10 protein-coding genes are annotated in these 13,151 nt (G+C 64.5%); 4 read left to right on the top strand and 6 right to left on the bottom strand.

The genetic code is table 11. The features are described from left to right. Positions 1–75 precede the first annotated feature (75 nt). The 6 genes from ACQK2M_RS02215 to ACQK2M_RS02190 form a co-directional block, all read right to left on the bottom strand. The gene (locus ACQK2M_RS02215) at positions 76–2,244 is read right to left on the bottom strand and encodes a malate synthase G (RefSeq protein WP_425416439.1); all 2,169 of its coding nucleotides are present in this window, start codon (positions 2,242–2,244) and stop codon (positions 76–78) included. A 199-nt stretch (positions 2,245–2,443) separates the two neighbouring features. Then, positions 2,444–4,447 (bottom strand): hydantoinase/oxoprolinase N-terminal domain-containing protein, encoded by a 2,004-nt coding sequence (locus tag ACQK2M_RS02210; protein ID WP_425416438.1) that lies wholly within the window; start codon positions 4,445–4,447, stop codon positions 2,444–2,446. A 72-nt stretch (positions 4,448–4,519) separates the two neighbouring features. Continuing rightward, positions 4,520–5,908 (bottom strand): cytochrome P450, encoded by a 1,389-nt coding sequence (locus ACQK2M_RS02205; RefSeq protein WP_425416437.1) that lies wholly within the window; start codon positions 5,906–5,908, stop codon positions 4,520–4,522. A 109-nt stretch (positions 5,909–6,017) separates the two neighbouring features. Continuing rightward, positions 6,018–7,541, bottom strand: coding sequence for a tripartite tricarboxylate transporter permease (locus tag ACQK2M_RS02200; protein ID WP_425416436.1), 1,524 nt, complete (start codon positions 7,539–7,541; stop codon positions 6,018–6,020). 3 nt (positions 7,542–7,544) lie between these two features. After that, the gene (locus tag ACQK2M_RS02195) at positions 7,545–7,976 is read right to left on the bottom strand and encodes a tripartite tricarboxylate transporter TctB family protein (RefSeq protein ID WP_425416435.1); all 432 of its coding nucleotides are present in this window, start codon (positions 7,974–7,976) and stop codon (positions 7,545–7,547) included. A gap of 89 nt (positions 7,977–8,065) precedes the next feature. Further along, positions 8,066–9,040, bottom strand: a complete 975-nt coding sequence (locus ACQK2M_RS02190; protein ID WP_425416434.1) for a Bug family tripartite tricarboxylate transporter substrate binding protein — start codon at positions 9,038–9,040, stop codon at positions 8,066–8,068. A gap of 97 nt (positions 9,041–9,137) precedes the next feature. Between ACQK2M_RS02190 and ACQK2M_RS02185 the strand changes: the two genes are divergently transcribed. From ACQK2M_RS02185 to ACQK2M_RS02170, 4 genes are all read left to right on the top strand, one after another. Further along, positions 9,138–9,821 (top strand): response regulator transcription factor, encoded by a 684-nt coding sequence (locus ACQK2M_RS02185; RefSeq protein ID WP_425416433.1) that lies wholly within the window; start codon positions 9,138–9,140, stop codon positions 9,819–9,821. Next, positions 9,814–11,226: a sensor histidine kinase gene (locus ACQK2M_RS02180; RefSeq protein ID WP_425416432.1), complete on the top strand. Its 1,413-nt coding sequence runs from the start codon at positions 9,814–9,816 to the stop codon at positions 11,224–11,226. The genes ACQK2M_RS02185 and ACQK2M_RS02180 overlap by 8 nt, the downstream gene beginning before the upstream one ends. After that, positions 11,223–12,290 (top strand): ABC transporter substrate-binding protein, encoded by a 1,068-nt coding sequence (locus ACQK2M_RS02175; RefSeq protein WP_425416431.1) that lies wholly within the window; start codon positions 11,223–11,225, stop codon positions 12,288–12,290. Before ACQK2M_RS02180 ends, ACQK2M_RS02175 begins: the two co-directional genes overlap by 4 nt. Positions 12,291–12,351: 61 nt before the next feature. Next, positions 12,352–13,083 carry a spermidine synthase gene (locus ACQK2M_RS02170; RefSeq protein ID WP_425416430.1) on the top strand — a complete coding sequence of 244 codons (732 nt, stop codon included), beginning with the start codon at positions 12,352–12,354 and terminating at the stop codon, positions 13,081–13,083. The last annotated feature ends 68 nt before the right edge of the window (positions 13,084–13,151 follow it).

Raw genomic sequence — 13,151 nt, 5'->3', positions numbered from 1 at the left:
GAAGAAATGCCGTCCCGGTTCATGTCGGAGACGGCAAATCAATCAGATCGTCATGCGGGCGGCAAGCCGCGCGGTTCAGGCGCCGCGCCGCTTCGCCTTGAGCTCGAGCCTGCGCCTGTGGAGGATCGGCTCGGTGTAGCCTGACGGCTGCTTGCGCCCTTCCAGAACGAGCTCGAGCGCCGCCTGGAAGGCGACCGAATCGTCGAAATTCGGCGCCATCGGCTGGTAGTTGGGATCGCCCGCATTCTGCCGGTCGACGACTTCCGCCATCTTCTTCATCGTGTCGGTGATCTGGTGCTCCAGCACGACACCATGGTCCAGCCAATTGGCCATGTGCTGCGAGGAAATGCGCAGCGTTGCGCGGTCTTCCATCAGCCCGACATCGTTGATGTCCGGCACCTTGGAGCAGCCGACGCCCTGGTCGACCCAGCGCACCACATAGCCGAGGATGCCCTGCGCATTGTTGTCGAGTTCGCGCTGGATGTCCTCGCCCGACCAGTTCGGCCGCCGGGCGACCGGCACGGAAAGGATGTCGTCGAGACGAGCGCGTCCGCGAGACCGCAGTTCGGCCTGCACCTCCTTGACGTCGACGGCATGGTAATGCGTCGCGTGCAGCGTCGCTGCTGTCGGTGAGGGCACCCATGCCGTATTGGCGCCGGCCTTGGGGTGACCGATCTTCTGCTCCAGCATCGCGTTCATCAGGTCCGGCATCGCCCACATGCCCTTGCCGATCTGGGCATGGCCGGAAAGCCCGCATTCCAAGCCGATATCGACATTCCAGTTCTCGTAGGCCTGGATCCAGACGGCGGCCTTCATGTCGCCCTTGCGGATCATCGGGCCGAGTTCCATTGACGTGTGGATCTCGTCGCCGGTGCGGTCGAGGAAGCCGGTATTGATGAAGACGACACGCTCTTTGGCGGCGCGGATACACTCCTTGAGGTTCACCGTCGTGCGGCGCTCCTCGTCCATGATGCCCATCTTGATCGTGTTGCGCGCCATGCCGAGGGCGTCCTCGACGCGCGTGAACAGCTCCACCGCGAAGGCGACTTCCTCCGGTCCGTGCATCTTCGGCTTGACGACATACATCGAGCCCGCCGGCGAATTGGCGTGGCGGCCGTCCGGCCCGACATCGTGCAGCGCGATCAGCGCCGTCATCATCGCGTCCATGATGCCCTCCGGCACTTCATGGCCGTCCCGGTCGGTCGCCGCCGGGTTCGTCATCAGGTGGCCGACATTGCGGATCAGCATCAGCGACCGGCCCTTGAGCGAGAAGTCTTCGCCAGCCGGCGAGACATAGTCACGGTCCGGATTCATTGCGCGGGTGATTGTTTTCCCGCCCTTCTCGAAGCGTTCTTCAAGATCGCCCTTCATCAGGCCGAGCCAGTTGCGATAGACCAGCGTCTTGTCTTCCGCATCGACCGCGGCGACGGAATCTTCGCAATCCATGATCGTCGTCAGCGCCGATTCGAGCACGAGGTCGGCGATATGCGCCGTATCGGTCTTGCCGATCGGATGGTTGGCGTCGATGACGATCTCGACATGCAGGCCGTTCTTCACGAGCAGGACCGCGTCGGGCGCGGCGGCGCTGCCGCGATAACCGGCAAATTGCGCCTTGTCCTTCAGCTCGGCCTTAGTGCTGTCTTCCATCTGCAGCTTCAAATCGCCGTTCTCGATTGAGAAGCCGCGGACATCGGTCCAGTCGGTGTAAAGCGGTATGTTCTCGTTGAGGAAGTTGCGCGCCCACGCGATCACCCGCGCGCCGCGTTCCGGATCGTAGCCGCCGCCCTGCGGCAGGTCGCCCATCGCGTCCGTGCCGTAGAGCGCGTCGTAAAGCGACCCCCAGCGCGCATTCGCTGCGTTGAGCGCGAAGCGCGCATTCATGATCGGCACGACGAGCTGCGGCCCGGCAATCTCGGCGATTTCGGGATCGACATTCTCCGTGGTCACTGAGAAGGGCTCGCCTTCCGGAACCAGATAGCCGATCTCTTCCAGGAACGCCTTGTATTCCGGCATCTCGTAGCCGCTCTCGCGGTGGTCGCGGTACCAGGCGTCGAGCTTCTCCTGCAGCGCGTCCCGCTTGGCCAGCAGGTCGCGGTTCTTTGGCGCAAGGTCATGCACGATCGCCGAAAAGGCGGGCCAGAAGTCCTTGGCCTCGACGCCCGTGCCGGGCATCGCCTCGTCGGTGATGAAGTCGTAAAGACCCTTGTCGATCGTCAGACCGTCAATCGTGAGCGTCGCGGCCATGCCATTTCCTCCGGAAAACAAGTGATCCTGCGGCAAAGCACGGAGTTCGATTGACTGTCAACTTGACCAAACTGACAAGCTTTATTTCCAAAAACGAAATAATGGCGTCTGTCTTTTGCGTTTCTGCGGCCGCGCGGGCCAGGTTAAACGCGGCGAAAGGATGACTCGGCGAATGCCGTCCGGAGCCCGAACGGTCCGGTCAGTGCGCGGTCGCGGGCCGGCCGCCCGCTGTTACGGTCACCGATGCGGAGACGAATTGATCACGTCCTTCGATCTCCGCCATCTTCAGGTCGCGCGCGGTCGAAAGCGTGATCTCCCCCGCGCCGGCTTCCAGTGCCTTGGCCGCAGCTATGTCGCCGCACAGGCGCTCGGCGGCATCCAGCGCGGCATCGGCCTCGGAGAAGGCGAGCCCGGCGGCTTCCGCCTGCCCGGCGATTTCGAAACGGCCTTCGACGGGCTGCACGATCTCGGCAGAAACGGTAACGCGCACCTGCCCGACGACGGCGCCGACGGCATTGGCCACGTCGGCATGGTCTGGAATGATCGCCCGTGTCGCCAGCAGGTTGCCCGCACCGGGATAACAGGCGCCGGCGCCCGCGCCGAGGCCGATTATGGGCCGGTCGAGCGTCAGCGCGATTTGCGCGATACCAGGCTTGCGGTCGAGCGCGCGCTGCGCGAGCGGCGAAAGGGCAGTTGCCGCACCATCCAGCCCATCCTCGCAAAGCGCCGTTTCGAGCACGCGCTCGGCCGAGAGCCGGATCAGCCGATCCACGACCCTTCCGCTGATCGTTTCCGGGTCGGGCGCGAGCGGGTTGCCGTAGCCATCCTTCCTGCGCGCGAACAGCGAAGCGCCTTTCCGCGCCGCGTCACCGTTCCAGTGTGTGAAGCGGCCGAGCACATGCTGGGCATCGGACGGCGTGAAGCCGGCGATCAACACCAGCCCGCGCGCGGAAAGCCGGTTCAACGTTGCCAGTTCGGCGGTCGCCTTTAGCAGCCTGTCGAGCGGCTGCGGCGTGTCGGTCAGCCGCGAGTACAAATCGGCTTCTGACCGTGACAACCCGGCGGCCAGACGGTCGGGGACGCCGGCGCGCAGTGCGAAGCGGCCCTCGTTGCGTACCGGGAAGCTCGCCCGCATCTGCCGGTCGAGTTCCGCGACGACGCCCGCACCGTGCTGATGCGCCAGAAGCGACAAGGGCACGAGCCGGCGCGGCCCGAGCCGTATCGCGGGTTTCAATGCGCCGTCATCGATGGAGACCTCACTGTCGCCACCGAGTCCGAAGGTGCGCATCGCCACCGCGTCGACCATGGTCCGGTAGCCCCCGACCGTCGCGCCCTGAGGATCGATGCGCGGCCGGCCTCCGTCGAGGATCGCGATGTCGGTCGTCGTCCCGCCGATATCCGAAACGATGGCATTGTCTTCGCCCGCGAGGTGATTTGCGCCGACGAGGCTCGCCGCGGGCCCGGACAGGATCGTCTCGATCGGACGCGACCGCGCGAAACCGGCCGAGACCAGCGAGCCGTCGCCGCGCACCACCATCAGCGGTGCGCTGAGGCCCGATGCCGCCATCCGTGCCTCGGCGGCATCGATCAGCCGGTCGATCATCGAGATCAACCGCGCATTGAGCACGGTGGTCAGGGCGCGGCGCGGTCCGTCCAGCTTGGCGGTGAGTTCGTGGCTCGCGGTGACCGGCAATCCGGTGCGCGCCCGGATCGCTTCGCACGCCGCGATCTCGTGCTCCGGATTGCGTACGGCGAAATAGCCTGCGACAGCAAAGGCGGAGACCTCGCCGGCAAGGCCATCGATGGCATTTTCCAATGCCATGCGGTCGAACTCGGCGGCCTGACGGCCATGTGCATCATGTCCGCCGGAGATGAAGATCACGGGATCGCCGGACACCGCCTCGCGCAGTCCGGCCTTGTCGAGATCGCTTTCCGAAAAACCGATCATGACGAGCCCAATGCGTCCGCCCTGGCCTTCGACAAGCGCGTTGGTCGCGAGCGTTGTCGAGATCGAGACGAGGCCGATATCGCGCGGCACAACAGCGCTCGCCCCCAGCACGGCGTCCATCGCCTCGCCGAGCCCGATGGACAGGTCGTGCCGCGTGGTCAGCGCTTTTGCTTTCGCGATGACGCCGCGCGTCTCGTCATGGATGACGGCGTCCGTATAGGTGCCGCCCGTATCGATGCCGAGGGAGAGGGTCATCTGTAATGGATCGCGCGCAAGGATCGTTTCGGATGCGCTGCATTACGCATGTCATGAAGTAAGGGCAATGCCCTACCGCCGCACAACCCGCATCGGCAGTCCGTTCTGGGGCTGCACGGTCAGTTTCTGAACCGGCCAGGGATTGAGGCCCGGTGTCGGTTCGAAGCTGAATTCGTTCAGCAGCAAGGCCAGCGCGATCACCGCTTCCTGCAGCGCGAATGTCGCGCCGATGCAGATGCGCGGTCCCGCTCCGAAGGGCAGATACTGGAACCGGTCGATCGTGTCGCGGTTCTCCGGCCAGAAACGCGACGGCACGAAGGCGTTCGGATTGTCCCAATGGAGGCGGTGGCGATGCAGCACCCAGGGCATGACGAGGACGGTCGCGCCCTTCGGAATTTCGATCTGCGTGCCGTCCTTCATGACGAAGGTCTCGCTCTCGATCGGCTCCCGGTTGAGAGACGGCGCGGGCGGATAGAGCCGCATTGCTTCCTCGAAGGCGGCGCGCGTCTTCGGCATCCGGTCCAGCCATTCGACCGGCGGCGGTCCCTCCGCCAGCAAATTGGCGATTTCCTCTTCCACCAGCGCGCGTTCCTGCGGCGCATTGGCGAGGCAGTAGAGCGTCCAGCCGAGCGCTCGCGCGGTCGTCTCGTGCCCCGCTCCGATGAAGGTGATCAGATTGTCCTCGATTTCCGCGGCCGACAGACCGTCCGGGCCCTCGGCCTCGAGCAGCAGCGCGACGAAATCCTCCGGCACGCTGTCCGGGTCGGACTGCATCCGCATACGCCGCTGGTCGATCGTGTCCCGCACGATCTTGCGGAATTTCCCAAGCACGTTCCGGCCGCGCATGCGCTGGAACCGCGGCAGCCATTCCGGCGCCTTGAGAAGGTCGAGGGGGTCCACCTGACCCATCGTCGACAGAAGCCGGTCGACATCGCCAGCAAAATCATCGCCGCCCGTCGCGATTTCGTTCGAAAACAGCGTATCGGACAGGATCTCGAAGGTCAGTTCCGTCATCTCGGCGCTGATATCGTGAACCGCGCCGTCGGTTTCACGATAGCGCGCGAGGAAAGTCTCGGTGCGCGCCTTCATCATGTCGGCGAAGCCGCGGATATGGCGCGGTGTGAAGACCGGTGCCATCGCCTTGCGCGACCGTCTCCATACATCGCCTTCCGCGGTCAAAAGCCCGTCGCGCAGGATCGGCCGCAGGATCAGCTGGCGCACACGCGCCATGCGGTAGTTCTTCGCATTGTCGACGAGGATATGGCGGATCAGTTCCGGGTGGTTCGCGATCAGAACGTGGTCGGCGAGGAACTTCACCGAGATATGCGGCAGCGTGTAGGACGGCTCGCCCCAGATCTCGAGCGGGTTGCGCATCGATGTCCGGATCAGTTCGAGCCGTGTCGGCGGCCGGTTGCGCGGCGTCGGGTGGGGCGGCACGAAAGGTTTTGGTTGAGAATCCATGGTTGTAGTCCTATCGCAATGCAACCCAGAGGGGAAGCGATGCGACGCTCCGCCCGTACCTCATATAGGTTACGGGCGGGGCGCTTTCACGGATTACACGATGCGGAGCTCAATCGCCGACGTCTTCCTCGCGCCTTTTCACCCTGAAGAACCGTCCGAACAGGATCGGCGCGACGAAGCCGAGAATGGCGAATGCCCACAGCGCAATCGATAGCGGTGAGGCGAACAGCGTCGTCCAGTCGCCGTCCGAGATCGTCATCGCGCGGCGCAGGTTCTTCTCCATCTGGTCGCCGAGCAGCACGCCGAGAATAATCGGTACCAGCGGCACGTCGAGCTTGCGCAAGACCCATCCCAGCACGCCGAACCCGACCATGACCATCAGGTCGAATGTCGATCCAGAAATGCCGTAGATACCGACGAATGAGATCATCGCGACCGCCGGCATCAGATATTTCGGCGGGATCAGCAGTACGCGCACGAACAGCGACACCATTGGGATGTTCATCAAAAGCAGCATGACATTGCCGATGAATAGCGCCGCGATCAGGCCCCAGACCACGTCGGGGTTCTGCTGGAACAGCAGCGGTCCCGGCGTGATGTTCAGCGCCAGCAGCATGGCGAGCAGTACCGCGGTGGTGCCGGAACCGGGCACGCCGAGCGCCAGCATCGGCACAAGCGCGCCGCCGGCCGCGGCGTTGTTGCCGGCCTCCGGCGCAGCGACGCCGCGCGGATCGCCCTTGCCGAAAGTGCCGTCCTTGTCGGAGACCTTCTTTTCCAGGGAATAGGCGAGAAATGAACCCAGCGAAGCGCCCGCACCGGGCAGCACACCGGCGATGAAGCCGATCACCGTCGACCGGCTCATCGCGCCCGCGGTTTTCTTGAGCATCGAAAGCGGCGGCGTCACACGTCCGATCTTCATCTTCGAGGCGTCGGCGTCGGCATTGCCACGATGATTTTCGAGGAAGACGAAGATCTCAGAGACCGCGAACAACCCGACGATCGCGACGAGGAAATCGATCCCGTCATAAAGATGGACCTCGCCAAAGGCGAAGCGGGGCACGCCCGTCTGGCCATCGACGCCGATCGTTGCGATACCGAGACCCAGCGCCGCAGCAAAGGCGGCTTTGGCCTGGTTGCGGCTGGCGATACCGCCAAGCGTTGCGAAGGCCAGCGTGAACAAGGCAAAATACTCCGCCGGGCCGAACAGCAGCGCCACCTTGACGAGCTGCGGCGCCAGCACGACGAGGCCCCAGGTCGCGAAAAAGGAGCCGACGAAGGAGGCGATGCCGGACAGGGCGAGCGCCTCGCCGGCCATGCCCTTCTTCGCCATCGGATAGCCGTCCAGCGTGGTCATCATCGCGGGCTCGTCACCGGGGATGTTGAGCAGGATCGACGAAATGCGCCCGCCATACATCGCGCCGTAATAGACGCTGGTCAGCAGAATAAGCGCCGGCGTCGCGGGCAGACCCAGCGTGAAGGCGAGTGGAATGAGGATGGCGACGCCGTTGGAAGGGCCGAGCCCCGGCAATGCGCCCATCACCGTGCCGAGGAAACAACCGAGCAGGGCAAGAAGAAGGTTCTGAAGCGTGAAGGCGACGACGAAACCGTCACCGAGCGAGGAAAGAACGTCCATGGTCTAGAACCCCCAGGGCCCGCGCGCCAGCGACAGGCCGAGAATGAGATGGAAAACGACATAGATACCGATCGCGATAGTGAGTCCGGCAACGATCGAGGCAATGGGATGCGCGCCGAGCCGCCAGGAAAGGAAGGCTGCGGCGACGGTCGTTGAGGCGACGAAGCCTGCTTCCGGCAGGGCCAGCGCATAGGCGATCATCAGCGCCGTCGACACCGCGATTTCAAACAGCCGGCCTGCGGCGGGCCAGTGCGGTGCCGGATCGGGCCTGAGGACGAAGACGAGACTGGCTGCCGCCAGCACGATGGCGATCAGGACGGGAAAGGCCTTCGGGCCAACCGGGTCCTGTATGAAGCTCTCCTGGATCAGTGTCGCCTGCCAGACGTAAAACGCCGACAAGAAAAGCCCGATCACGCCGAATATGCGGTCGCTCATGCCTTCCCCTCCCCTGGGATGAATTCGCCTGGCTCGAAAGGGCATCCGGCGGTTGCGCCGGATGCCAGTATCAAACCGTAAGTCTTTGCTTACTTGATCAGGCCGATCTGCTTCGACAGGTCGCTGATGTTGTCGATCGATTCCTTCACGAAGGCTTCGAACTCGGCGCCGGTCATGTCGAGCGGTGCGAGGCCGTTCGCCGCCATCGCCTGCTTCCACTCGTCGGACGCATAGGTCTTGGCCACAGCGTCGGTCCAGAATGCATAGGCGTCGTCGGACATGCCGCCCGGCGCATAGAAACCGCGCCAGTTGGCGCCGATCACGTCGATGCCCTGTTCCTTTGCGGTCGGGAAGGACGCGAAATCGCCTTCCAGACGCTCCGGCGCGAGAACCGCGATCACGCGGATGTCGCCGGAATCGACGAAGCCCTTGGCTTCGGACGCATCACCCGTAAATGCCTGCACCGAGCCGGCGAGCAACTGCGTGACCGCCTCGCCGCCACCGTCAAAGGCGACATATTTGATGGTGCGGACATCGTCGATGCCGGCCTTGTTTGCGGCGAGCAGAACCTTCAGATGGTCCCAGCCACCCACGGCAGAGCCGCCGGCCACGGAGATCGAGGACGGATCGTTCTTGATCATGTCCATCAATTCGGGAAGCGTCTTGACCTCGGAATCGGCTGCAACCGCGATGATACCGTAGTCGGCACCGACCGCGCCGATCCAGCGCATCTGGTCCATCGTGTTGCCGGGAAAGGCGCCCTGCGCCAGGCGGGTCGCAGTCGCCGAGGACGCAGCGACAATCAGATTGTTTTCGTCATTGCGCTTGTTGGCGACTTCGGCATAGGCCACGCCGCCACCGCCGCCGGCAAGGTTGACCACCTGCATGGTGCCGGGAACCAGCTTCAAGTCCTGCATGGTCTTGCCAACCTGCCGGCAGGTGAAGTCCCAGCCGCCGCCCGGATTGGCCGGGGCAATGCACTCGGTGTTGGACGGCTCGAAAGCGAAGGCCGCGATCGAGGATGCAAGCGTGAACGCGGCCGCGAGGCCGATAAGTTTCTTCATGGTATCTCCTCCAAAGACGCCGCGGCATTGCACGCCGCGGCTGCCGGTCCTAATAGTGCATGAAGCTGTCACTGACCTGTCACGGCGGGAGGAGTGCATGCGCCTGCTTATTGTCGAGGACGCGGAGGACGTCTCCGATGCGATCGCCGAGAACCTGTCGCGGCAGGGTCATGTCTGCGACAAGGCGCGCACGCTCGCGGACGCGCGTCAGTTCCTTGCCGTACAGCCCTTCGACCTGATGGTGCTCGATATCAATCTGCCGGACGGCTCCGGTTACGATTTGCTCAAGGAAATCCGTGCCCGCGGCGAAGCGCTCGCCGTCTTGATGCTCACCGCGCGGCTAGGCGTCGACGATCGTGTCGATGCGCTCGATGCCGGCGCGGACGACTATCTCGTGAAGCCTTTCGACTTTCGCGAACTGGAAGCGCGCCTGCGCGCCGTCGCGCGGCGCAGGCATGGCGAGACCGATGCCATCCTGGAGGCGGGCGACATCTGCTTCAACACCGCGACGCGGCGCGTAACCGTTTCCGGCACGCCGTGCGATCTGACGCGCCGCGAACAATCGCTTCTGGAAATCCTGCTCTCCTCACGAGGACGCGTGATCGCCAAGGAGGAGCTGCATTCGCGCCTCTTCGGGCTCGAGGACGAGGTGGGCCTCAATGCGGTGGAGCTCTATATCGCGCGTCTGCGCAAGAAACTCCCCTCGACCTCGCTGGAAATACGGACCCTGCGCGGGCTCGGCTACCAGGCCTTCGTCGCCGGGCCTGCCCGCCATGCTTGACGTCACCAATGGCGGCCCCGCTTTGCGCACGCGCCGCCGCCCCTCCATCGCCCTGCGCCTCACACTGGCCGTTACCTTCATCCTGCTACTGGCCGCCACGGCCGCGCTCTGGTCCGCGTGGAACTACGGGGTTCAGGCCGCCAACGAAGCCTATGACCGGCTTCTGACCGGCGCGTCACTGCAGATAGCCGAACGCATTAGCGTCGCGGATGGCGAGGTGCTGGTGGATCTGCCATCCTCCGCCTTCGAACTGCTGTCTCTCGCGCGCAACGACCGTGTGTTCTACCGGGTTGTCGGAATGGATGGCGAAACGCTGACCGGCTATCCAGACCTGCCTTTGCCCGAGGAGGCGGAGACCCGGGCGGCGACCGCCTATGAAACGGACTATTCCGGCGAGACGGTGCGCGCCGTCATGACCACGCGCCAGATCGCCGAACGCGGCATGAACGGCAATGTCCGCGTGATCGTCGCCCACACGGTGCAGGAGCGCATCGCGCTTGCCCGCGACATCGCTACCAAGGCGGCGATACTGGTTGGCGCGGCTGCGCTCGCCATCGTGCTGCTGGCATGGTTCGCGGTGCGTTACGCGCTGGCGCCGCTGATCCGCGTCGAGCGTGCGTTGCTGTCGCGCGACCCGAACGACCTGTCGCCCTTCGAGATCGAGACGCCGCGCGAGATCGAGACCGTCGTCGATGCGATCAACCGCTTTACCCGCCGGCTCGACCGTCGCGTCAGCGCCGTGCAGTCCTTCGTCGCCGACGCCGCCCACCAGTTGCGCACGCCCATCACCGCCATTCGCGCCCAGGCGCAGCTGGCTGCGGGCGAGGAATCGCCCGACCGGCTGCGCCGCATCAACAAGCGCATCCTGGACCGGTCGATCGCCGTCGGCCGCCTGGCCGACCAGTTGCTCAGCCATGCCATGGTGACCCATCGCACCGATTCCGAGCCGCGTGAGCGTGTTGACCTTCGCCGTATCGCGATCGAGGCCGAACAGGAGACGCGGCGTTTTGCCGATGCGGCCGCGGAACTGCCTTTGCTGGACCTGCCGGAGGAGGCGGTGACAGTCGCAGGCGACCGGTTTTCACTGCGCGAGGCGGTCAAGAACCTCGCCAACAATGCGCTCGAACATGGCAAGCCGCCGGTCGCCATCCGGGTCGCGGCAGAAGGCGGGCGCGCCATTATTTGCGTGATCGACCATGGGGGCGGGATCGCGCAGGAAGACCGTGCATCCGCGGGAACGCGGTTCCGGCGCAACCGCGCGGCATCCTCCAAGGGCGCAAGTCTCGGGCTCGCCATCGCCCACGAAGTCGCCGTATCGCATGGTGGTGAACTCGCACTGCGCGACATCGAGAATGGCGGTTTCGAGGTTTCGCTCTCCTTGCCGCTTGCGGGAGGCCGCCCATGATCCGCTGGATAGCCCTTGCCGTTGTGCTGCTGGCTTCGGCCATGCCCGCTCGCGCCGACGATTACGAGTTCCCGGCATCCGCCGCGCCGGTGCGTATGCTGGTTGTCGGCTCGACCACCGATATCGGCATCATCCGCCCGGTCATCGAGGCCTATCAGCGGTCCAATCCGTCGGTTGCCATCCGCTATCGCGAGCTCACGACCAACGCGCTTTTCTCCGAGGCACGGGACGCCTGTGCCGGCAAGCGGCCGGCGGACGATGTGGTGTTGTCCTCGGCGATGGATCTTCAGGTCAAGCTGGTCAATGACGGCTGTGCGTCGACGGTTCTCCGTCCCGGGCTTCAGCTCCTGCCGGATTACGCGCGCTGGCGCGATCAATTGTTCGGATTGACCTACGAGCCTTCTGTCATCGTCTACAACCGGCGCGCTGTGGCCGAGTGGGAGGCGCCCGTCGATCATTTCGCGCTGCTCGACCTGCTGCGTCAGCCTGATCGGTTCACGGGTCGCATCGGCACCTACGACATCGAATCCTCCGGTCTCGGCTATCTCTTCGCTACGTTGGACGATCAGCGTTCCTCCACCTGGGGCCGGTTGATCGAGGGTATGGGCCGCAACGAGGTGAAACTCTATTGCTGCACCCAGGAAATCCTCGACCGCGTAGCCGATGGCCGCCTGACCCTCGGCTACAACGTGCTCGGCTCCTATGCGCTGGCCGAGGCGCGCGAGAAGCCCGAACTCGCTGTCATCGTCCCGTCGGACTATACGCTGGTGCTGACCCGTGCCGCCTACGTGCCTGACAATGCCGTCAACAAGGCCGATGCGGGCGCGTTCCTCGAATTCACGCAGGGACCGGAAGGGCGCCGTATACTCAACGAGGAGGCGTTGCTGTTTTCCCCGCTCGACGGCGCGGACTATCTGTTTCGGGAGCTTGGCAGGGCGGGCGGCGAGAGCCGTACGATCCGGCCCATAGCGCTGGGCCCGGCGCTGATGGTCGGCCTCGATCAGATGAAGCGCCGGCTTTTCCTCAAACAATGGCGTGACTCGCTGGGAATCGCCGAAGACTGAAGCCAGCGCGACAGACCGCAAACCGCCGGCACGTGCGGCCGGACAGGAGACCGCATTCTCAATGAGCAAACTTTTCGAGGAACTGGACTATCGCCCGACGCCCATCGGACCGGTAATCCTGCGCAGACGCCATATCCTGTCGCTTGGCGAGGATGTCTTCGAGATCATGCTCGGCGAGGAACACCTCATGTCAAGCCTGTTCACGGCGTCCGAGGTTGCCCTCGCGCGGCTCGGTCTCGCCGAACTGGAAGGTGAGTCCTTTGATGTCGTTGTCGGTGGACTCGGCCTTGGCTACACGGCGGCGGCCGTCCTCGAACACGATAGCGTCGATTCTCTGATCGTCGTCGAGATGCTGGATCCGGTCGTCGATTGGCATGAGCGGACGCTTATTCCGCTCGATCCGCCGCTCGCGGGCGATCCGCGCTGCCGCTTCGTGTGCGATGATTTCTTCGCTCTCGCGTCGTCTCGAAAAGGATTCGATCCCGCTAAGCCCGGACGGCTTTTCCACGCCATCCTCATCGATATCGATCACGCACCGGATCGCCTGCTGAACCGCCGCTCGGGCAGTTTCTATTCGCCGGAAGGCTTCGCTCGCCTGGCCGATCACCTGCATCCCGGCGGGATCATGGGCCTCTGGTCGGACGACCGGCCGGACAGTGCTTTCACGGAATTGCTCGCCTCTGTGTTCGGTGAGGCGCGCGCGGAGCCGGTGACGTTCACCAACCCGCTCCGGCACGACCGGGAGTTCACCCAGACTGTCTATCTCGCCCGCAAGTCCGCCGCGCCGGCCTGACTTGCACTCGGGTTTCGGTGCCCTGTAGACTGGCGGCGAAAGACATTCTGTTTCGAACAATCCGGATC

The sequence above is a fragment of the Oricola indica genome (assembly GCF_965227485.1).
Taxonomy (GTDB): Bacteria; Pseudomonadota; Alphaproteobacteria; order Rhizobiales; family Rhizobiaceae; genus Oricola; species Oricola indica.
This window is presented reverse-complemented; position numbering and strand designations above follow the sequence as displayed.